Here is a 21,988-nt window from a genome sequence, read left to right on the forward strand (position 1 = left end):
GTCAGGCGGCGCGCTCGAGGCTCACGCTCGCCCAGACGTCGCGCAGGGCGTGGATCAGGTGCTCGATGTCCTCGTCGGAGTGGAGCGGCGAGGGGGTGATGCGCAGCCGCTCCGTCCCGCGCGGGACGGTGGGGTAGTTGATCGGCTGGACGTAGATGCCGTGCTGGTCCAGGAGGAGGTCGCTCATGCGCTTGCAGCGCTTGGCGTCGCCCACGATGACGGGCACGATGTGGCTCGGGTTCTCGATATGCGGGATGCCCGCCTCGTCGAGGCGCCGGCGCACCCGCGCCACCCGGTCGCGCTGGCGCTCGCGCTCGGCCGAGCTCGCCCGCAGGTGACGGATGGCCGCGAGCGCCCCGGCCGCGACCGCGGGCGGGATCGCCGTCGAGAAGATGAAGCCGGAGGCGAAGCTGCGCACGAAGTCGCACATGGCGTGCGACCCGGCGATGTAGCCGCCCATCACGCCGAAGGCCTTGCCGAGCGTCCCCTCGATCACGGTGAGCCGGTGGCCGAGACCCTCGCGCTCGGCGATGCCGCCGCCTTGCGGGCCGTAGAGCCCGACCGCATGCACCTCGTCGAGATAGGTCATGGCCCCGTGGGCCTCGGCGACGTCGCAGATCTCGGCGATGGGCGCGATGTCACCGTCCATGGAGTAGACCGACTCGAAGGCGACGAGCTTCGGGCGCCCGGGCTCGAGCGTGCGCAGCTTGCGGTCGAGGTCGGCCGGGTCGTTGTGGGCGAAGATCATCCGGTCGGCGCCCGAATGCCGGATGCCCTCGATCATCGAGGCATGGTTCAGGGCGTCCGAGAGCACCACGCAGCCCGGGATCCTCGAGGCCAGCGTCGAGAGCGCCGCCCAGTTCGAGACGTAGCCCGAGGTGAAGAGGAGGGCCGCCTCCTTGGCGTGGAGGGCGGCAAGCTCGCGCTCCAGCTGGACGTGAGCGTGGTTCGTGCCCGAGATGTTGCGCGTGCCCCCCGCACCCGCGCCGCAGCGGTCGAGCGCCTCGTGCATGGCCGCGATCACGTCCGGGTGCTGGCCCATGCCGAGATAGTCGTTCGAGCACCAGACGGTGACCTCGTGTACGCCCTCGTCCGTGTGGCGCAGCGCCGTCGGGAAGCGGCCCTGGCACCGTTCGAGCTCGGCGAAAACCCGGTAGCGACCTTCGCGGCGAAGACCGTCGAGCTGACCGCTGAAGAAGGACTCGTAGTTCATGCTGATCTCCTTGACGGTTTCGGGATGACGGTGGCGTCGCGCTTGGCCCACGCCCAAAGGGCGGCGGAGGGCAGGGGCAGGACGAGGAAGGCGTGCTCGAGGATGGCGAGCGCCAGGAGCACGGCGACGAGGGCGAACCCCGCCGCCTCGCCCGGGCTCGCCGCGGGATGGAGCGCGTGCCAGGCGAGCATCACCTGCGCGCCGAGCGCCAGCACCATGGCGCCGGGAAAGACGGGATTCATCGGGCGCACGGCGAACCAGCTTGCGAGGTAGCGCAGGTGGTCGGGCAGGAAGCCCTCGCCGGTATTGGGCACGCCGAGATGGATGTTGACCTTCGCCGAGAGGCGCATGGTCCAGAGCACCGCGAAGGCGAGGAGGCCGGTACGGTTCGTGCCGCTCCAGGTGAGGGCCGCGATCGCGGCGCCCGACCCGAGCAGCGCGAGCTCGTGATAGAGGATCGCCGCGACGGCGTGGCGCGTGCGCGTCCAGGCCGCCGTGCCGGGCGGGGAGGGGATCTTGCGCGGGCCCGTCACCCAGCCCGTCAGGAAGGCGAGCTCGTTCCAGCCCCACACGAGGATGACCCCCGTGAAGGCGAGATAGGCCCCCGTGACGCTGCCGTCGTCGGCGCTCAGATGGAGCGCCGCGAGGCCGAGGCCCAGGAGGCCCGTCCAGCCGAGCAGGCTCCAGCGGAACGTGCGCGGCGAGAGGCCGTCGAGGAAGAGGATCGCCCCGGTGCCGAACCACCACAGGAAGACCGCGAACAAGGCGGGAAGGACGGTGGTGGTCACGGGTTCGGTCCTCTACCAGGCGGGGGAGAGCCGCACGTCCGCCGGCGGCGCGTTGCGCCGGGCGGGCACGCAGTAGAGGCGCGCGAAGGTGGCGGCGGCGGCCGCCATGTAGCCGGCCTTCTTGACCCGCCCCATGATCCCGCCCTGCGCCTGCGCCCGGCCCATGCCCTCGGAGATCCGCACCAGGCGGGCGAACCCGGCCTTGAAGGCGGGGTGGTCGATGTCGAGGGTGACGGGGAAGATCTGCTTCGCGATCTCCGAGGTGATGCGGAAGACCTGGTAGTCGTAGTCGGTGGGATCGATGCCGAGCGAGCGGTGGAAGGCCGGGCGCTGGTGGTCGCGCACGAACATCGTCGCGTAGACGGCGAGCAGGAAGAAGCGCACCCACAGCGAGTTCGGGCCGGAGACGAGCGACGGGTTCGCCTTCATGAGCAGCGCGAAGGCCTCCCCGTGGCGGAACTCGTCGTTGCACCATTTCTCGAACCACTTGAAGATCGGGTGGATCCGGAATTCCGGGTTCCGTTCGAGGATCCGGTAGATCGTGATGTAACGGGCGTAGCCGATCTTCTCGGAAAGATAGGTCGCGTAGAAGATGAACTTCGGCTTGAAGAAGGTGTACTTCTTGGCCTTGGCCAGGAAGGCGAGATCGACGCCGATCCCGATGTCCTTGAGCGTGTCGTTGATGAAGCCGGCGTGCCGGCCCTCGTCGCGGGCCATGAAGCCGAACAGCTCGCGCAGGTCCGGGTTCTTCACCCGCTTCTTGATCTCGACATAGAGCACGCAGCCCGAGAACTCGGCCGTGACCGAGGAGATCAGGAAGTCGACGAATTCCTGCCGCAGGTCCTCAGGCAGGCTGTCGAGATCGAAGTTCTCCCACTCGCTGGAGCGCTTGAAATGTCCCCGGTTGGGGTCCGCGCGCATCTCGGCCATGAGCGCGTCCCATTCCGGGCGGATGGAGGACACGTCGAGGCGGTCGAGGGCCGCGAAGTCGGTGGTGTAGAAGCGGGGGGCGAGGAGCGTGTTCTCCTGGGCCTTGCGCGTCGAGTCGTTGGGGCCGACGCCGCCTTCCATGTTCATCATCAGTGCCTCCCCTCGAAGCCGACCTCGTAGAGCTCGGTGATCTCGAGATAGCCCTCGGCCTTGGCCTTCAGGCGGTCGAGCCAGTTCGCCCGGATGACGGTCGCGGTGCGGCGCACCACGAGGGTCTCGCCCCGGGGGCATTCGGTGGGCGCGCCGTGAACGATCACCTCGTCGCCCGGCCCGACCTCGATCCCGTCCAGATCGACATGGGCGTGGAGGCTGTCGAAGGTGTTCGCGATCTCGACGGTGCAGGGCACCTCGATCTTGGTTCGCCGGATCATGCTGGGCCTCTCTCGACGGTCATCATGCGGATGAAGGGTTCGATGTTGCTGGGCCCGAAGGCGCCGAGGTCGACGACCGCGCCGGTGGCGCGATCCTCCAGAAGCAGCCGTCCGTCGGTGCGGCGCACGAGCCAGAACGGCGCCTCGGCGCCGATCACCCGGCGCTTGCGCTCGCGCACGAGCCCCCGCAGCGCCCCGCGGACGAAGCCGTTCGTGCCGGGCGCGAGCACCGCGATGGCGTCGGCCCGGCCGGGCTCCATCACGGCCACGCCGCCGTCGTCACGATCGACGAAGACGATCGCCCGGGTCTCGACGACGCCGGCGGGATCGGGGGCGGCCGTGCCGAGCACGCCGGACTTGCCGAGGCCGGCGATCGCGACGGAGAAGGCCATCAGCGCCATGGCGCCGATCACCATCGTGCGGGGCAGCTGGGCGTCGTGGGCCGATGCGGTCATGACGTTTCCCTCACGCTGCGGCCGGGCGGAAGCCCGGCGCCGTCTGCTGCGGCGCCGGGGCGTCCGCCTCGACGGAGATCGGAGCCGGTGCCGTGGCGCCCGCCGCCTGGGCGGCGACGAGCGCCGCCGACAGGATCTCGGCCACGCCCGCCGCGTCGGGCAGGGCGCGCAGCATGGGCTGCACCCGGCCGAGCCGCCAGGGCCGCACGTGGGGCCAGAGCACGAGATAGGACAGGCGGCGCCGCTCGTTGACGGAGAGCGGGATGTCGCCCGTCCCGTCGCCGCGCAGCCGCACGGCGGCGGAGGCCACGGAGCGGAACGGGATGCTCAGCGTCACCGGGAGCGCGATGCCCGTGGTGATCACGATGCGGCGCGTGGTGATCGTGTAGACGGTCATGCGCGCGGCGAGCCAGGCGTAGAGGCCCGCAAGGCCCAGCACCACGGCGCCGAGCCCCGCCGCCCAGGCGGCTGCCGCGGCCGGCGTCGCGGACGTGCCGCCGCTCATGGCGTCCCAGGCCTGGAAGACGGCAAGGCCCGTGAAGTAGAGGGCAAGCGCGCGCAGGTGCAGGGCCTGCACGGCGAGCGCGCTCCAGCGCGGCGAGCCCTGCCAGAGGGCGGACTCGCCGGAGGGGAGGGGGCCCGGCAGGCCCCGGAGGGTGTCAGGGGCGAGCGCTGTCACAGGATCGGCTCCGCGCGCTGGGGGTCGGCGTAGAGGGTGCCGCCGCCGAAATAGCCGGTGATGCGGTCGTCCTCGCGGGCCGAGACCTCGTCCGGGTACTTGGTGCCGGGGATCTCGGCGAACTGGGCGGCCTTGAGCGCCGCGACGCGGACCACCCTTCGGTCGCCGTCGACGCGCGAGAAGTTGATCGGCACGAGAACGGTGCGGGTGCCCTCGCCGGTGGGGATGTCCGCCTCGAAGTAGCGGATGCCGGGCTCCGAGCGGTCGATCCAGATGTCGCGGACGACACCGGCGACGACGCCGTCGGCGCCGACGACCTGCATGCCGCGGGGATCGGGATCGTTCTCGTCGACGCCGAAATCGGTGGCGACGCGCAGGGGCACGCAGCGCGTCTCATTCTCGGCAGTGAGCTCGGGCAGGTCGTCGCGCATGGCGTAGGAGGCCGGGCCGACGCCGTCGACGAGCGGGTTGCCCGTGGGATGGAGCGGCGCGCCGGGGAAGCGCTCGGCCGGCTCGGCCGCGACGTGGCGCGTGTCGATGACCCCGGGAGGCGCCTGGTAGGTTCGCCCGTCGCGCAGCAGGAAGGTCTTGGGCGCGGGCATGGGCGGGAAGCCCTCGACCCGCACGTTGTCGGAGCGGTCCGAGATGAGGGGGTACCCCTCGCGCTTGTCCTCGCGCCGCAGGTAGAAGACCAGGGCCCCAAAAAAGGCCCAGAACGCGTAGAGCGTCACCTGGGCGACGTCGATATAGCCGGTGATGGCGCCTGTCTGATGCATGGTGGGTCGAGCCTCCAGGTGAGGGCGGTCAGGCCGGGACGTCGTCCAGGCCGAAGCGGGGCGGCGCCTTCTTGACGCCGCGAGTGGGACGAACCAGGGGGCCGAGGGCCACCAGGGTCGCGAACAGGAGCAGGATCTCCAGGTGGTAGACGAAGCTGAAGCCGACGGTCCGGTCGGCGAGCGCCTCGCCGAGCGCGCCGCTCGCCGCCGCCGCACCGACGACGTCGCTGATGAAGCCGCCGACGGCGATGCCGGTGCCCACGGCCGTCGCCTGCACGGCGCCCCAGGCGCCGAGCGCGAGGCCACTGCCCTGGGTGCGCGCAAGCGCCATGGCCGCGATCATCGTGCCGACCATGAACAGGCCCGTGCCGAAACCCACGATCGCGGTCGCGGCCCGGAAGAGCGTCACGCTCGCGAGCGCGGGCGCCATGATCACCATCGCCATGGCGAGGATCACCGCGAGCGCACCGAGCGCCGCGAGCCGGTAGGGATCGCCGCCGCGCCCGAGCCGGGCAGCCGAGAAGCCAAAGCCCGCGAGCGTGCCGCCGGCGAGCAGGGCGGTGAGCGCCGTGGTCTGGCCCACGCTCATGCCGAACGCCGCGGCGCCGAAGGGCTCGAGCAGGATGTCCTGCATGTTGCAGCCGGCCGTCCCCAGCGCCACGACCACGAGAAGGCGCGCCGAGCGGCCCTCGTCGAGGAAGGTGCGCCAGCTCTCGCGGAAGGAGGGGCGCGGCTCGTCGCGCCGCGTGCGGCTCGGGTCGCGGGCCTCCTGCTTCCACAGGGCGACCAGGTTGAGCCCCATGGTGAGGATCGCGGCGCCCTGGATCACCTGGATAAGGCGCAGCTGGCTGAACGTGTCGAGAAGCTCGCCGAAGACGAGCCCGCTCGCCACCATGCCGACGAGCAGCATCACATAGAGGAAGGCGACGATGCGCGGTCGCGTCTCGTCGGTGGCGAGATCGGTCGCGAGCGCCAGGCCCGCCGTCTGGGCCGTGTGGAGGCCGGCGCCCACGAGCAGGAAGGCGAGCGCCGCGCCGACATGCCCGATCCAGGCCGGTCCCGTGGTGTCGCCCGAGAGCAGCAGCAGCGCGAAGGGCATGATCGCGAGCCCGCCGAACTGCATCAGGGTGCCGAACCAGATATAGGGCACCCGTTTCCAGCCGAGCACGGAGCGGTGGTGGTCGGAGCGGAAGCCCACGAGCGCCCGCAGCGGCGCGAAGATCAGGGGCAGCGAGACCATCAGCGAGACGAGCCAGGTCGCGACGCCGAGCTCGACGATCATCACCCGGTTGAGCGTGCCGTTGAGGAGCACGACGGCGATGCCCGTCGAGACCTGGAACAGGGACAGGCGCAGAAGGCGCGACAGGGGGAGCTCCGGGGTCGCCGCATCGGCGAACGGCAGGAAGCGCGTTCCCACCTTCGTCCAGAGGCCGGCGCCGCGTCCCGAGAACCCGCTCATAACCGTGCGACCTCCAGGGCCTGCGAGATGTAGAAGCCGCGCGACACCCGCCGCGTGCGCCCGACCCGCATCCCCTCCGCGCCGAGCTCCCCGGCGAGCGCCGCCGCAAGGCGGTGCGCTCCGATGGGCTCGATCGCGGGCGAGCGGTCGGTGCGGGGAAAGAGCTGGCCGACCGCATGCATCGCGCCGAGCAGCGCCGTGCGTGGCGCGAAGGTCGCCACGAGCGACACCTCGGCCCGGCGGGCGAGGCCCGCGAGCGCCGCCACCATGTCGGGCGCCCGGTAATGGATGAGCGAATCCATCGCCACGATGTGGTCGAAGCGGCCGAGCGCCGGATCGAGCATGTCGCCCACGACGAAGCGGATCCGCTCGCGCGGCAGGTCGGCGGGGCGGCGCTCGTCGGCGAGCCGCACGAGGGTCTCGGCGACGTCCACCGCCACCACCTCGGCGCCGCGCCGGGCCGCCTCGACGGCGAGCGCGCCCGTGCCGCAGCCCGCGTCGAGCACGCGCCGGCCGGAGAGGTCGTCGGGCAGCCACGAGAGGAGGTTGGCACGCATCTCGTCGCGCCCGGCCCGCACGGTGGCGCGGATGCGGCTCACGGGAGCGTCGGAGGTGAGCCGCGCCCAGGTCTCGGCCGCGGTGCGGTCGAAATAGGTTTCCAGCTCGTGCCGGCGGGTGATGTAGGTGGCGCTGCGCATCAGTCGAATCCCAGGAGGTCGAAGATCTCGCGGTCCTTCAGGGCGGCCGGCGCGAGGGGCTCGGTACCGTCGAGAAGCGTCTGGGCGAGCTTCAGGTACTCGGCCTGGACGGAGAGAAGCTCGGGGGTCTCCTCCATCTCGAAGAGCGTGGACTTCGCGAGGCGCGAGCGGCGGACCACGTCGAGGTTCGGGATCCGGGCCAGCGTCGAGAGGCCGGTGCGCTCGTTGAAACGGTCGATCTGGTCCGTGCCGTCGGCGCGGTTCGCCACGATGCCGCCGAGGCGCACGGTGTAGTTCTTCGACTTGGCCTGGATCGCCGCCACGATGCGGTTCATGGCGAAGATCGAGTCGAAGTCGTTCGCCGTGACGATGAGGGCGCGGCTCGCGTGCTGGAGCGGCGCCGCGAAGCCGCCGCAGACCACGTCGCCCAGCACGTCGAAGATCACGATGTCGGTCTCGTCGAGGAGGTGGTGCTCCTTGAGCAGCTTCACCGTCTGCCCGACCACGTAGCCGCCGCAGCCCGTGCCTGCGGGCGGGCCGCCGGCCTCGACGCACATGACGCCGTTGTAGCCCTCGAAGACGAAGTCCTCGACCCGCAGCTCCTCGGCGTGGAAGTCCACCGTCTCGAGGATGTCGATGACCGTGGGGATGAGGCGCTTCGTCAGGGTGAAGGTCGAGTCGTGCTTGGGGTCGCAGCCGATCTGGAGGACGCGCTTCCCGAGCTTCGAGAAGGCTGCCGACAGGTTCGACGAGACGGTGCTCTTGCCGATCCCGCCCTTGCCGTAGACGGCGATGACCTGGGCCTTGCCGACCATGAGCGTCGGGTCGAGATGGACCTGCACGCTGCCCTCCCCGTCGCCGCGGCGCGGCGCCGGCCTTAGAGGCATGCGGATGTTGAGTGCGGTCACGGATGGATCCCTTCGCTGATGCCTTCGAGCCTGTCTTCGAGCGCCTCGCCCGCTTCGCGCAGGGCCTGGAGCGTCGCCGCGTCCGGGGCCCAGTAGCGGCGCTCGTGCGCCTCGATGAGGCGGCTTGCCACCTTCACCGAAGCCTTCGGGTTGAGCGCGGCGAGACGCTCGCGCATGACCTTGTCGAGGACGTAGGTTTCGGTGAGCTGCTGGTAGACCCAGGGCTGGACCTGGCCCGTCGTGGCGGACCAGCCCATGGTGTTCGTCACGTGGGCCTCGATCTGGCGCACGCCCTCGTAGCCGTGGCGCAGCATGCCCTCGGTCCATTTCGGGTTCAGCATGCGGGTGCGCGCCTCGAGCGCCACCTGCTCGGAGAGGGTGCGCACGGCGCCTGGGCCCCGGGTCTGGTCGCCCACATAGACCGGCACCGTCTCGCCCCGGGTCCGCGCGATCACCCGGCTGATGCCGCCGAGGCTGTCGAAATATTGGTCGACCGTGGTGACGCCGAGCTCGACGGATTCGAGGTTCTGGTAGGCGAGGGAGGCGCTGGAGAGGACCGCGTCGAGAAGCGCGGGCTGCGCGGCCGAACCGCCCTTGCGGTCGTAGGCGAAGCATTTGCGCCGGGAATAGGTCTCCGCGAGCTCGTCCTCGTCGTCCCAGGCGCTCGCCTCGATGAGGTGGTTGACGTTGGCGCCGTAGGTGCCGTCCGCGTTCGAGAAGATGCGCAGGGCCGCCGTCTCGAAGTCGCAGCCCGTGCGCTCCTGATAGGCGAGGGCGTGGGCGCGCACGAAGTTGCGCTCGACCGGCTCGTCGGCGCTCGCCGCGAGATACATGGCCTCCGCCAGCATGCGCGTCTGGAGCGGCAGGAGATCGCGGAAGATCCCCGAGAGCGTCGCCACCACGTCGATGCGCGGGCGGCCGAGCTCGGCGAGCGGCACGAGGCTCGCGCCGGCAAGGCGCCCATACGAGTCGAACCGGGGCCGCGCGCCCACGAGCGCCAGGGCCTGGGCGACGGGCGCGCCCTCGGTCTTCAGGGTGTCGGTTCCCCAAAGCACGATGGCGACCGTCTCCGGCAGGGCGTTCCCGTCGGCCTGATGGCGCGCGAGGATCCGGTCGGCCTGCCGCGCGCCGTCCGCCACCGCGAAGGCGCTGGGCAGGCGAAAGGGGTCGAAGCCGTGGACGTTGCGGCCGGTGGGCAGGATCGCCGGGGTGCGCAGGAGGTCGCCGCCGGGCGCCGGGCGCACGTAGCCGCCGTCGAGGGCGTGGAGGAGGGCGGGTAGCTCGGTGTCGCGGGACAGGAGCTCGTTCGTGCGGGCGAGCTCCCGCAGGCGCTCCAGCGCGCCGGGTTCCGCCCCGGCGCCGAGCGCCGCCTCGGGTGTCGCGCCCGACACGATGGCCTCGATCGCGGCGGGGCCGATCGCGCCCTCGCCCGCGGTGTCGAGCATCGCGAGCAGGAGGTCGCGCCGCTCCTCGGGCGAGGCGGGCGCGCCGATCACGTGCATCCCGTGCGGGATGAGCGTCGTCTCGAGCTCCAGCACGGCGCGCCAGAGATGGTCGACCCGCGCGGCGTCGTCGGGCAGGGCGGGGACCGCGACGTCCGCGGCCGCGGCCTGCTCGCGCACGAGATCCATGAGGTCGGCCCGCTCCTCGGCGCCCGGCGGCAGGGCCCGGAAGCGGTCGAGGGAGGCCTTGAGATCGAGCAGGCCGCGATAGAGACCGGCCTGGGCGATCGGCGGCGTGAGGTAGGAGATCAGGGTCGCGGCGGAGCGGCGCTTGGCGAGCGTGCCCTCGGAGGGGTTGTTGGCCGCGTAGAAATAGAGGTTCGGAAGGTCGCCGATGAGGCGGTCGGGCCAGCAGGCGGCGGAGAGGCCGACATTCTTCCCCGGCATGAATTCCAGGGCGCCGTGCGTGCCGAAATGCAGCACGGCGTGAGCCGCGAAGTCCTGCCGCAGGTAGCGGTAATAGGCCGAGAAGGCGTGGGTCGGCGCGAAGCCCCGCTCGAAGAGCAGGCGCATCGGATCGCCCTCGTAGCCGAAGGCGGGCTGGATGCCGACGAGCACGTTGCCGAACCGCTCCCCGAGCACGAGGATCCCGCTGCCGTCCGTCTGGTGCCGGCCGGGCGCCGCACCCCACTGCGCCTCGATGGCGGCGAGATGTGGCTCGGCGCGCACATGGTCGTCCGCGGAGATCCGCGCCACCACGTTCGCGTCGGTGCCGAACCGGGCGGCGTTGCCCTCCAGGATGCGCTCGCGCAGGGCGTCGACGCTCGCGGGCACCTCGACCCGATAACCCGCCGCGCGCAGCGCGATGAGGGTGCGGTGAAGCGATTCGAAGACGGCGAGGAAAGCCGCCGTGCCCGTGGCGCCGCCGTTCGGCGGGAAGTTGAACAGGGTGATGGCGAGGCGGCGCTCGTCGCGCGGCGTGGCGCGCAGGCGCACCATCGCGGCCGCGCGGTCGGCCAGCCGGCGCACGCGCTCGGCATGGGGCTTCATCTCGCGCATGCCCGCCTCGCCCGCGCCGATCGAGCGGCCGGCGAAGAGCATCGGGTTGATCGCGCCGTCGAGCTCCGGCAGCGCCACCATCATCGTGGCCTCGACGGGCAGCAGGCCGCGCTCGGAGACCTCCCATTGCTCCAGGGTCTGGAACTCGGTCGCGGTCGCGGCGAGGTAGGGAACGTCGAGACGGGCGAGGAGCTCCTCGGCGGCGCTGGCGTCGTTGTAGGCGGGACCGCCCACGAGGGAGAATCCCGTGAGCGAGATCACCGCGTCGACCCGCGACCGGTCGCCGTCGAGAAAGAAGCGCTCCACCGCCGGACGGCCGTCGAGGCCCGAGGCGTAGGCCGGCACGGCGCCCACGCCCCGCTCCTCCAGGGCCCGGATCACGCCGTCGTAATGAGCCGTGTCGCCGGCCAGCACGTAGCCGCGCATGAGGAGCAGGCCGACCGAGCCCGCCGGGCCGCGGCCGCCGCGGGGCAGGCTCGCGATCCGGTCGGTGAGGCGGCCGGGCAGGTCGGGGTGATAGAGGCCGACATCCGGATGGGCGACGGGCGCCGCCACGCGCAGCCGCCCGCGCAGGTGCCGCCGCGGGCCGTCGGCGTACCGGTCGACGAGGAGGCGGATCATGTTGGTCACGTTCTCGTCGGAGCCCGCGAGCCAGTACTGCATGGTGAGGAAGAAGGCGCGCAGGTCCTGGGCGGTGCCGGGCACGAAGCGCAGGATGCGGGGCAGCAGCGACAGCATCCGGGCCTGGCGGGCGCCGGCCGTGCTCTTGGCTCCGCCCTTGCCCGCCGAGCCGCGCAGCTTCTTGAGGAGGGCGAGCGGCCCCGACGAGCCAGAGCCCGCGACGAAGCGGCCCATGCGGGTGAGGCGGCTCACCTCGCCGGCCGACAAGGCCACCACGAGGGCGTCGCACGCCTCACGGCGGGCCTGGAGGGCGGGGAGGACGGGCTCGAAATGCTCCTCCGTGAAGAGCATCGTGACGAGGATGATGTCGCCCGCCGCTATGTCGGCAAGGCAGCGCTCCAGGGCGGCGGGGTTGCCCCGCCATTGCGTGGCGCAGTGCAGCGCGACCGTGAGGCCCGGCAGCTCGTCCGACAGCGTCCGCCGGGCCCGCTCCACGGGCCCCGCGAGATGATGGTCCAGCGTCACGATGACGACGCGGACTGCGGTCGGATCAACGGCCGAAATGCGCTTTGGCATCGTAGAGGGTCTCGACGGTGATGACGGACACGCCCCGCTCGTGGGCGAAGCGCTCGGTGTTCCGGCGCGCCTTTCCGCGAACGAAGAACGGGATCTTGCGAAGCTCCTTCTCGGCGTCCGGCGTCCAGCCGGGGTGGTCGGGGAGGACGATGGCCTCCGCGGCAGGCTCGCCGGCATGGGCGGGGAGATGCGACGGGGCGGCCGCGTCGTTGAACTCGAAATCGTCCCGGAACATCGACAGGAGATGCTCTTCGAGCCCCATCATCAGGGGATGGACGAGGGTGTCGAACAGGACGTTCGCGCCCTCGAAGCCCATCTGCGGCGAGGAGCGGGCGGGGAAGTCCTGGACGTGGACGGGGGCCGAGATCACCGCGCATGGAATGTTGAGGCGCTTGGCGATGTGGCGTTCCATCTGGGTGCCGAGCACGAGCTCGGGCTGGAGGGCCACGATCTGGGCCTCGACCTCCAGATAGTCGTCGCTGATCAGGGCCTCGACGCCGTGGCGGGCGGCGGCGTCGCGCACCTCGCGGGCGCCCTCGCGGGCATAGGTCCCGATGCCGACGACGGCAAAGCCGAGTTCCTCCGCCGCCACCCGGGCGATCGCGACGGCCCGATTCGCCTCGCCGAAGACGAACACGCGCTTGCCCGTGAGATAGGTCGAATCGACCGAGCGGGCGTACCACGAGGAGCGGGCGATCTCGTCCTCGAGGGCCGGGGCCGGATCGACGCCCGCCAGCGCCGCCACCTCGTGGATGAACTCCCGCGTCCCCGACACGCCGATGGGCATGCTCTCGACGCTCGCCTGCCCGAAGGCGCGCTTGAGATGGCGGGCCGCGAGCCCGGCGATCTCGGGGTACATGACCACGTTGAAGTCGGCCTCGCCAAGGCGCGCGAGGTCGGCGGGCGTAGCGCCGAAGGGCGCCACCACGTTCACGTCGATCCCGAGGCGGTCGAGGAGGCGGCGCAGCTCGGCCACGTCGTCGCGATGGCGGAAGCCCAGCGCCGTGGGGCCCAGAAGGTTGCACGACGGCCGGCGCCCGGCCTCCCGCTCGCCGCCCGGCCGGGCGAGGGCCCGCACGAGCTGGTAGAAGGTTTCCGACGCGCCCCAGTTCTCCTTGCGCTGATAGGAGGGCAGCTCCAGGGGCACCACGGGGATCGGCAGGTCGAGTGCCGCGGTGAGGCCGGCGGGATTGTCCTGCAGCAGCTCCGCCGTGCACGAGGCACCGACCAGGAGGACCTGCGGCTGGAAGCGCTCGTAGGCGTCCCGCACGGCGCTCTGGAACAGCTCGGCGGTGTCGGCGCCGAGGTCGCGGGCCTGGAAGGTCGTGTAGGTGACGGGCGGGCGCTTGTCCCGCCGCTCGATCATCGTGAAGAGCAGGTCGGCATAGGTGTCGCCCTGCGGCGCGTGCAGGACGTAGTGGACGCCCTCCATGGCCGTGGCGACCCGCATGGCGCCGATGTGAGGAGGCCCCTCGTATGTCCAGACCGTGAGCTTCATCGCGTCAGGCCACCAGCCGGGTTCGACGGACGAGGGGGCGCGCGAAGAGCTCCGCGAGATCGGGCGCCTGGTCGTAGCCGTGGATGGGAGTGAAGAGGAGCTCGATCGACCACTTGGTGGTCAGGCCCTCGGCCTCGAGCGGATTCGCGAGACCGAGCCCGCACAGGGTGATGTCGGGCCGCGCGGCCCGGCAGCGATCGAGCTGGAGATCGACATCCTGGCCTTCTACGACGGGCGTGCCCGGGGGCAGGAGGGCGAGCTCCGGGGCCAGGTGCGTGCGCTGAAGGAAGGGCGTGCCGACCTCGACGAGGCGCATCCCGAGCTCGCGCGACAGGAAGCGGGCGATCGGGATCTCGAGCTGCGAATCCGGGAAGAGGAACAGGCTACGCCCGGCGAGATGCCCGCGGTGGCGCTCCAGGGCGGCCCGCGCGCGCTCCTCGTAGGGGCGCACCGCCATGGCGAAGCGCTCCCGCGAGACCCCGAAGGCCCGTGCGGCGGCCTCGAGCCACAGCGTGGTGCCCTCGACGCCGAGAGGGAAGGGGGCGGACAGGCGGGTTGCCCCGCGCCGCTCCAGGAGGCGGGCCGTATCGTTGAGGAAGGGCTGCGCGAGGAGGATGCGCGTCTGCGGCCCGACCGGGGGCAGGTCCGCCGCCCGGCGCGGGGGAAGAAAGCGCACCGGACCGATGCCGAGGGAGGCGAGGATGCGCGCGAACTGGTCCTCGACCACCTCCGCCATCGTGCCCACGACGAGAAGGGACGGACCGGCCTGCGGGGCCTCCGCCGGCAGCTCGGGCACCAGGGCCGCGAGGCAGGCGTCCTCGCCCTGCGTGAACGTGGTCTCGATGCCGCTGCCCGAATAGGCGAGCACCCGCACCTGCGGCGACAGGCGGCCCGAGAGCCGGGCGGCGGCGCGCCCGAGATCGAGCTTGATCACCTCGGAGGGGCAGGACCCGACGAGGAAGAGGAGGCGGATGTCGGGCCGGCGCTCGACGAGGCGGGCCACCGCGGCGTCGATCTCGTCGTTGGCGTCCGCGAGGCCCGCGAGATCCTTTTCCTCGATGATCGCGGTGGCGAAGCGGGGCTCGGCGAAGATCATCACCCCGGCGGCCGACTGGATCAGGTGGGCGCAAGTGCGCGAACCGACCACGAGGAAGAACGCGTCCTGGATCTTGCGGTGGAGCCAGATGATTCCCGTGAGGCCGCAGAAGACCTCCCGCTGGCCGCGTTCGGTCCGCACGGGCACCGCGCAGCCGGCATTCTCGTCGAGGGCGGCAGCGGCGCGGCTCACGGCGTCACCTCCCGGAGCGCCGCCTGGGCGCGTTCCTGGAGGCGCGCGGCACGCAGCTTGAGGATGAACTGGGCCGCGTTCACGACATAGGCGGCGTAGGCGGCGAGCGCGAGGCTCAGCTGCCCCCGCGGCCCGAGGGCGTCGGCGGCGAGCGCCACGAGATAGGCGGTGTGCAGGGCGATGACGCCCATGCTCACCACGTCCTCCCAGAAGAAGGCCGGCGCGAAGAGATACTGGCCGAAGACCTCGCGTTCCCAGATCGCGCCCGTGATCATGATGGCGTAGAGGGCGAACGTCTTCAGGACCACGGAGGCGGTCGCGAGCCACAACCCCTCGCCGGTGGCGAGGAAGCGGGCGATGAGGGCGAGGCTTGCGAGGAAGATCGCGAATTGCAGCGGCGCGAGCACGCCCTGCACCAGCGTCCAGGGAGACGCATCCCGCCGGCGGCGCTCCTCGCGGCTGTAGAGCCCGCTTCCCAGAGCCTCGGGGGCCGTTCCACCGCGCATCCTGCGCCCTCCCTCATGTGGTGTTCTTAGGGGAGAGGCTAGTGCGTCGCTCTCAAAAGTGTCAACTGAAATTGACGTAATGCGAAATTTACACCGGTAGGGGTCATTCCCAGGGGACGGGCGGGTTTCGACATGATACCGTGCGTCAACGGTTCAGCTCCAATGAGCCGCTTGCAACAAGGAACGCTGGGCCGGCACGCCGCACGAGACGACAACAAGAGCCCGATTAAGGGAGTTGCCGCGCTTGCACGATACGACGGGAGGCGGGCATGGCCAGGTTCGACGACCTTGGCGGGATGGCGCGGATGCATTCGAACGTACGTCACCTGGTGCGTGAACCGCTCCCCGTGGCCGGCGCGGATCCGGGTCGCCTCGCTCACATGATCGAGACGCAGATCATCCCTCGCCTGATGCTGCTGCACGGCGAGCCCGACCGCTGCGACCCATACGTGCCGATCGCGCAGGCCGAGGTGACCCATTTCGCCGGGCTCGTCCTCACCCGCGACACCGCGCTCGGCGCGGCCTACCTCGCCTCGCTGCGCGCCCGGGGCGCGTCGCTCGAAGCCATCTTCCTCAGCCTCTTCGCGCCGACGGCGCGCCTCCTCGGCGACCTCTGGCGCGAGGACGTCTACAGCTTCGCCGAGGTCACGATCGGCCTGTCGCGGCTGCAGCAGCTCCTGCGTGGCCTCAGCGCCCCGTTCGAGGAGCTCGACGGCACGCCGCCCGATGGCCGCCTGGCCCTCCTCGCCGCGACGCCCGGCGAGCAGCACTCCTTCGGCCTGAGCCTCGTCGAGACCTTCCTGCGCCGCGCCGGGTGGGAGGTGGAGGTGGCCTGGGGCGCCGACGAGCGGCGCCTCAAGGCGCTCGTCCGCTCGGAAAGCTTCGATCTCGTCGGCTTCTCGCTCAGCTGCGACGTCTTGCTCGAACAGCTCAGCTCGACTATCCACGCCGTCAAGCAGGCATCACGGAACCGTGGCCTTAAGGTAATCGTTGGGGGACGCTACTTCACTGCCCATCCGGAGATGGTGGCACGCGTCGGCGCCGACGCGGGCGCCGTCGATGCCAGAGACGCGACCGCCCAGGCCGACCGCCTCGTGATCGCTCCGGCAGCTTCCGTCCCGCGTTGAGGCGCCAACCGAGTTAACGTCCGCATGCACAAGCCCCTCCCACGTGACGGACTGAGCCACTTCCACGACCCGCGGGCGTCGCTGGGAACGGTGGACGCGGAGGCGGCTGCCCGGCTCATCGCCGGCGCCAGCGACGTCGCGCTCGTCCTCGATCGAAACGGCATGATTCGCGACGTCGCTTTCGGCGGCGAGGCGATGTCGGGCGAGGGATTCTCGGGCTGGCGCGGGCAGGACTGGCGCGACACCGTCACCGTCGAGAGCCGCGAGAAGGTCGAGCGGCTGATCGCGGAGGCCACCACCGACGCGGCGTCGCCCTGGCGGCAGGTCAACCATCCGTCGCAGCGGTCCGGGGACGTGCCCGTCCTCTACGCGACGATGCGGGTGGGCGACCACGGGCCGATCATCGCCGTCGGACGCGACCTGCGTGCCGTGGCCGACCTTCAGAAGAAGCTGGTCGACGCCCAGGCCGCCATGGAGCGCGATTATGGGCGCCTGCGGCAGACCGAGATGCGCTACCGGCTCCTGTTCCAGCTGGCGGCCGAGCCCGTCTTCATCGTCGATGCCGCGACGCGGCGGATCACGGAGGCCAATCCGGCCACGTTGGATCTTGTCGGCGCGTCGCCCGCCGATGCGGCTGGCCTCGCCATCGGGCACATCTTCGAGCCGGCCAGCGCCGCCCGTGTGGGCGAGATCATGGCTGCGGCGCGCGCAAGCGGCCGGGCCGAGGAGTCGGGCCTGCGCCTCGCCGGCAGCGGACGGGAGGTGGGCCTGTCCGTCTCCCTGTTCCGCCAGGAGCGGGCCGCTCACTTCCTCGTCCGAATCGTTCTTCCCGCGGCGCCCGCGAGCGCACCGGTGCGCTCGAAGGCGCAGCTGCTCGGCATGGTCGAGAACCTGCCGGACGCCATGGTGGTCTGCGATCTCGATCGCCGGGTGCTCACAGCGAACGGCGCCTTCCTCGATCTCGTGCAGGTGCCGACCCTGGAGCAGGTGCGCGGCGAGGCGCTGGAGGACTGGCTCGGCCGCTCGGCGGTCGACCTCAACGTTCTCGTCGCAAGCCTGCGCGAGCACGGCTCCGTCCGCCATTTCGGCACCGTCGTCCGCGGCGCCCTGGGCGGGCTCGAGGAGGTCGAGGTCGCAGCCGTCTCCGTGCCGGACGGGGATCCCCCGTGCTTCGGCTTCTCGATCCGCGCCGTCGGCCGGCGCCTGCCGACCGCCTTCGGCGAGAGCGGGCGGCTGCCCGAATCGGTGGCGCAGCTCACCGAGCTCGTCGGGCGCGTCTCCATGAAGGAGCTCGTCCGCGAGACCACCGATCTCATCGAGCGGATGTGCATCGAGGCCGCCCTCGAGCTTACGAACGACAACCGCGCGTCGGCGGCCGAGATGCTCGGGCTCTCGCGCCAGAGCTTCTACGCCAAGCTGCACCGCTTCGGCCTCGGCGACCTCGGCTCCGACGAGGGATAGGCGTCAAGGCAAGTTTACACGGAATGTGTAAATCTGGCTTGACGTTCGGGCGCCCCGGCGCGAAGCTCGCGTCATGGCCAGACCATCGCTCTCCGCCGTCGCCGAACTCCTCAAGCCGATCACCTGGTTCGCACCCATGTGGGCCTTCGCCTGCGGGGTGGTGTCCTCCGGGGTCGGCGCCGGGGGGCGATGGCCGCTCATCGTCCTCGGCGTCCTTCTCGCCGGCCCGCTGATCTGCGCCGCGAGCCAGGCCGCGAACGACTGGTACGACCGCTTCGTCGATGCGATCAACGAGCCGGGGCGACCGATCCCGTCGGGCCGGATCCCCGGGCGCTGGGGCTTCTACATCGCCCTGGCCTGGACGGCCTTGTCCTTCGGCGTCGCGGTCTTTCTCGGGCCCTGGGCGCTTGCCGCCGGGACCCTGGGCCTCGTTCTCGCCTGGGCCTACAGCGCGCCGCCGATCCGCCTCAAGCGCAATGGCTGGTGGGGCAACACGGCCGTGGCCGTCTCCTACGAGGGGCTTCCCTGGTTCACGGGAGCCGCCGTCATGGCGGCGGGCTTCCCCGATCCTCGCGTCCTCCTGCTCGCCGCGCTCTATTCCGTCGGCGCGCACGGGATCATGACCCTCAACGACTTCAAGTCCGTCGAGGGCGACCGGCGGACCGGCATCGACTCGCTCCCGGTGACGCTCGGCGTCGCCCGCGCGGCACGGTTCGCCTGCTGGGTCATGGCGGTTCCGCAGGCCGTGGTCGTGGGGTTCCTCTGGGCGTGGGGACAATCGGTCCACGCCCTGGTCGTGGCGGGCCTCCTGGCGTTCCAGGCGCTCCTCATGCGCAGGCTCCTCGCCGACCCACGCGGCCAGGCCGCCTGGTACAACGCGACCGGCACCACGCTCTACGTGCTCGGCATGCTCGTGGCGGCCTTCGCGGCGCGCGCCCTCACCCTCGCGGGAGGCTGACGTGAACCCCAACAGCCTCGGCTGGCTCGGCATCGTCCGGCTCGGCCTCGTCCAGACGGCGCTTGGCGCTATCGTGGTGCTCACCACCTCGACGCTCAACCGGGTGATGACGATCGAGCTGTCGCTCGCCGCGAGCATCCCGGGCGGCCTCATCGCGCTCCACTACGCCGTGCAGGTGCTGCGCCCTCGCTGGGGGCACGGGTCCGACATGGGGGGGCGGCGCACGCCCTGGATCATCGGCGGCATGGCTGCGCTCGCGGCAGGCGGCGTGCTCGCGGCCCTGGGCACGGCTTGGGCGGCAAACGACCGCCTCGCGGGGCTGAGCCTGTCAGTCCTCGCCTTCGCCCTGATCGGGGTCGGCGTCGGCGCCGCCGGAACGTCGCTCCTCGCGCTCCTGGCCGAGCAGGTCGACGCGCGCCGGCGGCCAGCGGCGGCGGCGATCGTCTGGATCATGATGATCGTCGGCTTCGTGATCACGGCGGGAACGGCCGGGCCGTTCCTCGATCCCTTCTCCTTCGAACGCCTCGTCACCGTCGCGTTCGTGGTCTCCCTGGCGGCGTTCGCCGTGACGCTGGGGGCGCTACACCGCCTCGAGCGGCCACGCACCGGAGCGGCGCACGCCACGGCAGGAGAGGCGCCGCAATCCTTCCGCGCGGCGCTGGCCGAGGTCTGGCGCGAGCCGCAGGCGCGCCGCTTCACGATCTTCGTCTTCGGGTCGATGCTCGCCTACAGCGCGCAGGACCTCATCCTCGAGCCCTTCGCCGGCCTCGTCTTCGGCCTGTCGCCGGGCGAGACCACCTCGCTGAGCGGTCTCCAGCATGCGGGCGTGCTTCTCGGGATGGTGCTCGTCGGTGCGCTGGGCGGGGTCGGCGGGGGTGTGTCGGGCGCCCTCAACCGCTGGGCGGTCGGAGGCTGCTTCGGATCGGCGCTGGCCCTCGCGGGGCTGACCCTCGCCGCCGTCGCGGGCCCGGGTTGGCCGCTCCGGCCCAACGTGTTCCTGCTCGGCTTCTTCAACGGCGTCTTCGCGGTGGCGGCGATCGGCTCGATGATGTCGCTGGCCGACAACGGCGCCGGCCGCCGCCAGGGTACGCGGGTCGGGCTCTGGGGCGCCGCGCAGGGCGTGGCGTTCGGGCTCGGCGGCTTCGTCGGTGCGGTGGGCGTCGACCTGTGCCGGCTCGTCACCCCCTCGCAGGCTGCGCCCTTCGGCGCCGTGTTCGCGGCGGAGGCGGTGCTCTTCGTCGTCTCGGCCCATCTCGCCCTCAAGGTCAACGCGACCCTGCGGCAATGCCCCGTCATGGCCGTCGCGACGGTGGATCTCGTTCAGCCGGCGGCGGCAAGCGGAGGACGGTCATGACGAATGCCGACATCTTCGACGTGGTCGTCGTCGGCGGGGGGCCTGCGGGTGCCACCGCGGCGGCCGATCTCGCCAAGCGGGGCCGGCGCGTGGCGCTCCTCGACCGGGCGGGGCGCATCAAGCCGTGCGGCGGGGCGATCCCGCCGCGCCTCATCCGGGACTTCGCGATTCCCGACGAGCTCATCGTGGCGAAGGCCCGCGGAGCCCGCATGGTGGCGCCCTCGGGCGGTGAGGTCGACATGCCGATCGACGGTTTCGTCGGGATGGTCGACCGGGAGCATTTCGACGAATGGCTGCGGGCGCGCGCCGCGTCCACGGGCGCCGAGCGCCGCACAGGCACGTTGATCGACCTCGCGGCGGAAGGCGAGGGCTATCGCCTGACCTACCGTGCCGAGGGCGGCGAGACCGCCGAGCTCCGCACGCGCACCGTCGTCGGAGCGGACGGAGCGAATTCGGGCGTCGCCCGCGCCGCGATGCCGAAAGCCGGGCGGGTCCCCTTCGTCTTCGCCTATCACGAGATCGTCCGCTCGCCCCCACCTGGCGAGGGGTCTTTCGATCCGGCGCGCTGCGACGTCTATTATCAGGGCCGCCTCTCACCCGATTTCTACGCCTGGATCTTCCCTCACGGCGAGACCACGAGCATCGGGACGGGCAGCGCCCACAAGGGGTTCTCCTTGAAAGGCTCGGTCGCCGATCTGCGCCGCACGGTCGGGCTCGAGGGCGCCGAGACGATCCGGCGCGAGGGGGCTCCGATCCCGCTGCGGCCCCTGCGCCGGTGGGACGACGGACGCGGTGTGCTCCTCGTCGGCGATGCGGCCGGCGTCGTCGCGCCGTCCTCCGGGGAGGGCATCTACTACGCGATGGCGAGCGCGCGTCTCGGCGCCGACGCGGTCGAGGCGTTCCTGGCCACGGGGGACGCGCGGGCGCTGCGGGAGGCGCGGCGCGACTTCATGCGCGCCCATGGACGCGTCTTCTGGATCCTCGGGCTCATGCAGCGGATCTGGTACCGGAACGACTGGCTGCGGGAACGTTTCGTCAGCCTCTGCCGCGATCCGGACATCCAGCGCCTGACCTGGGACGCCTACATGAACAAGGAGCTGGTCCGGGCGAGCCCCCTCGTCCATGCCCGCATCGCCCTGAAGGATCTCGCCCATCTCCTCGGCTTGGCGGGACCTTGGGGACGGCGGGCGTGATCGCGGCCCTCGCCGGGCTCTTCGCCGACGGGCGGATCGTCGACCTCGTCCTGCTCCTCGTGGCGGCCGAGGCCGGGGCCCTGTGGCTTTGGCGCCGCCGTGCCGCCCGGGGGCCGACCTGGGCCGACCTCCTGCCCAACCTGCTCGCCGGCGCCTTCCTGCTCCTGGCGCTCCGGGCGGCGCTGGCGGGAATGCCCTGGATCTGGATCGCGGCGCCCCTCACGGGCGCGCTCCTGGCCCATCTGGCGGATCTGGCGCGGCGATTTGGTGCAGGTGGCGTGGAGCGACAAGTCGGCTCCGGAGGCGAGCTGGAGCGGCGTCCCGTGTAGGCGCGCGTATAGTCGCTTTGAGATCGAAGCCTATGATCGTCACACGAAGGCAAGAGAACGCTACCACGCGCAAAGTAAGTTCTATCTCGCAAAACGAGATATGTTCGCAAAAAGAAGGCATACGACCGCGATTTGCCAGGCCGATGGCTTGAGCTAGTATGACGATCCGGGCGCGATGCCCTCAAGGTCGGAGGCTTACATGTCCTGTCCCGAAGACCGCCTTCTTGACGGCATCGATG

At 71.4% G+C, this 21,988-nt stretch carries 20 protein-coding genes; 6 read left to right on the forward strand and 14 right to left on the reverse strand.

Annotated elements, in window-relative coordinates; all coding sequences use genetic code 11:
- Window position 1: 1 nt before the first annotated feature.
- The 14 genes from hemA to bchF are packed head-to-tail and all read right to left on the reverse strand — an operon-like array spanning window position 2 to window position 15,327.
- Window positions 2-1,213 (reverse strand): 5-aminolevulinate synthase, encoded by a 1,212-nt coding sequence (gene hemA, locus F0L46_RS07360; protein ID WP_149816408.1) that lies wholly within the window; start codon window positions 1,211-1,213, stop codon window positions 2-4.
- On the reverse strand, window positions 1,210-2,001 hold the full coding sequence (puhE, locus tag F0L46_RS07365; protein ID WP_149816409.1) for a putative photosynthetic complex assembly protein PuhE: 792 nt from the start codon (window positions 1,999-2,001) through the stop codon (window positions 1,210-1,212). Before puhE ends, hemA begins: the two co-directional genes overlap by 4 nt.
- Window positions 2,002-2,013: 12 nt before the next feature.
- On the reverse strand, window positions 2,014-3,081 hold the full coding sequence (gene acsF, locus F0L46_RS07370) for a magnesium-protoporphyrin IX monomethyl ester (oxidative) cyclase (protein WP_149816410.1): 1,068 nt from the start codon (window positions 3,079-3,081) through the stop codon (window positions 2,014-2,016).
- Entirely contained in the window at window positions 3,081-3,362 is a 282-nt protein-coding gene (locus F0L46_RS07375) for an O2-dependent cyclase accessory protein (protein WP_149816411.1), read from the reverse strand. The genes acsF and F0L46_RS07375 overlap by 1 nt, the downstream gene beginning before the upstream one ends.
- Complete coding sequence (puhC, locus tag F0L46_RS07380; RefSeq protein WP_149816412.1) at window positions 3,359-3,817, reverse strand: photosynthetic complex assembly protein PuhC; 459 nt, start codon at window positions 3,815-3,817, stop codon at window positions 3,359-3,361. The genes F0L46_RS07375 and puhC overlap by 4 nt, the downstream gene beginning before the upstream one ends.
- Before the next feature lie 10 nt (window positions 3,818-3,827).
- Window positions 3,828-4,496 (reverse strand): photosynthetic complex putative assembly protein PuhB, encoded by a 669-nt coding sequence (puhB, locus tag F0L46_RS07385; RefSeq protein WP_149816413.1) that lies wholly within the window; start codon window positions 4,494-4,496, stop codon window positions 3,828-3,830.
- Window positions 4,493-5,272: a photosynthetic reaction center subunit H gene (puhA, locus tag F0L46_RS07390; protein WP_149816414.1), complete on the reverse strand. Its 780-nt coding sequence runs from the start codon at window positions 5,270-5,272 to the stop codon at window positions 4,493-4,495. The genes puhB and puhA overlap by 4 nt, the downstream gene beginning before the upstream one ends.
- Window positions 5,273-5,300: 28 nt before the next feature.
- Window positions 5,301-6,731, reverse strand: coding sequence for a BCD family MFS transporter (locus F0L46_RS07395; protein ID WP_149816415.1), 1,431 nt, complete (start codon window positions 6,729-6,731; stop codon window positions 5,301-5,303).
- A complete protein-coding gene (gene bchM, locus F0L46_RS07400; RefSeq protein WP_149816416.1) occupies window positions 6,728-7,429 on the reverse strand; it encodes a magnesium protoporphyrin IX methyltransferase in 702 nt (233 codons plus the stop codon). Before bchM ends, F0L46_RS07395 begins: the two co-directional genes overlap by 4 nt.
- Window positions 7,429-8,316 carry a ferredoxin:protochlorophyllide reductase (ATP-dependent) iron-sulfur ATP-binding protein gene (bchL, locus tag F0L46_RS07405; RefSeq protein WP_149816435.1) on the reverse strand — a complete coding sequence of 296 codons (888 nt, stop codon included), beginning with the start codon at window positions 8,314-8,316 and terminating at the stop codon, window positions 7,429-7,431. Before bchL ends, bchM begins: the two co-directional genes overlap by 1 nt.
- Before the next feature lie 17 nt (window positions 8,317-8,333).
- Window positions 8,334-12,035 carry a magnesium chelatase subunit H gene (locus F0L46_RS07410; protein WP_149816417.1) on the reverse strand — a complete coding sequence of 1,234 codons (3,702 nt, stop codon included), beginning with the start codon at window positions 12,033-12,035 and terminating at the stop codon, window positions 8,334-8,336.
- Entirely contained in the window at window positions 12,010-13,533 is a 1,524-nt protein-coding gene (bchB, locus tag F0L46_RS07415; RefSeq protein WP_149816418.1) for a ferredoxin:protochlorophyllide reductase (ATP-dependent) subunit B, read from the reverse strand. The genes F0L46_RS07410 and bchB overlap by 26 nt, the downstream gene beginning before the upstream one ends.
- A 4-nt stretch (window positions 13,534-13,537) precedes the next feature.
- Window positions 13,538-14,821 carry a ferredoxin:protochlorophyllide reductase (ATP-dependent) subunit N gene (locus tag F0L46_RS07420; protein ID WP_149816419.1) on the reverse strand — a complete coding sequence of 428 codons (1,284 nt, stop codon included), beginning with the start codon at window positions 14,819-14,821 and terminating at the stop codon, window positions 13,538-13,540.
- Window positions 14,818-15,327, reverse strand: a complete 510-nt coding sequence (gene bchF / locus F0L46_RS07425) for a 2-vinyl bacteriochlorophyllide hydratase (protein WP_149816420.1) — start codon at window positions 15,325-15,327, stop codon at window positions 14,818-14,820. Before bchF ends, F0L46_RS07420 begins: the two co-directional genes overlap by 4 nt.
- Window positions 15,328-15,596: 269 nt before the next feature.
- Between bchF and F0L46_RS07430 the strand changes: the two genes are divergently transcribed.
- From F0L46_RS07430 to F0L46_RS07455, 6 genes are all read left to right on the forward strand, one after another.
- On the forward strand, window positions 15,597-16,454 hold the full coding sequence (locus F0L46_RS07430) for a cobalamin B12-binding domain-containing protein (RefSeq protein ID WP_149816421.1): 858 nt from the start codon (window positions 15,597-15,599) through the stop codon (window positions 16,452-16,454).
- 24 nt (window positions 16,455-16,478) lie between these two features.
- The gene (gene ppsR / locus F0L46_RS07435; RefSeq protein ID WP_149816422.1) at window positions 16,479-17,915 is read left to right on the forward strand and encodes a transcriptional regulator PpsR; all 1,437 of its coding nucleotides are present in this window, start codon (window positions 16,479-16,481) and stop codon (window positions 17,913-17,915) included.
- 73 nt (window positions 17,916-17,988) lie between these two features.
- Window positions 17,989-18,873, forward strand: a complete 885-nt coding sequence (gene chlG, locus F0L46_RS07440; protein ID WP_149816423.1) for a chlorophyll synthase ChlG — start codon at window positions 17,989-17,991, stop codon at window positions 18,871-18,873.
- A 1-nt stretch (window position 18,874) separates the two neighbouring features.
- Window positions 18,875-20,227: a BCD family MFS transporter gene (locus F0L46_RS07445; protein ID WP_240539905.1), complete on the forward strand. Its 1,353-nt coding sequence runs from the start codon at window positions 18,875-18,877 to the stop codon at window positions 20,225-20,227.
- On the forward strand, window positions 20,224-21,420 hold the full coding sequence (locus F0L46_RS07450) for a geranylgeranyl diphosphate reductase (RefSeq protein ID WP_149816424.1): 1,197 nt from the start codon (window positions 20,224-20,226) through the stop codon (window positions 21,418-21,420). Before F0L46_RS07445 ends, F0L46_RS07450 begins: the two co-directional genes overlap by 4 nt.
- The gene (locus tag F0L46_RS07455; RefSeq protein ID WP_240539906.1) at window positions 21,417-21,749 is read left to right on the forward strand and encodes a hypothetical protein; all 333 of its coding nucleotides are present in this window, start codon (window positions 21,417-21,419) and stop codon (window positions 21,747-21,749) included. Before F0L46_RS07450 ends, F0L46_RS07455 begins: the two co-directional genes overlap by 4 nt.
- The last annotated feature ends 239 nt before the right edge of the window (window positions 21,750-21,988 follow it).

This window comes from Salinarimonas soli (assembly GCF_008386575.1).
Taxonomy (GTDB): domain Bacteria; phylum Pseudomonadota; class Alphaproteobacteria; order Rhizobiales; family Beijerinckiaceae; genus Salinarimonas_A; species Salinarimonas_A soli.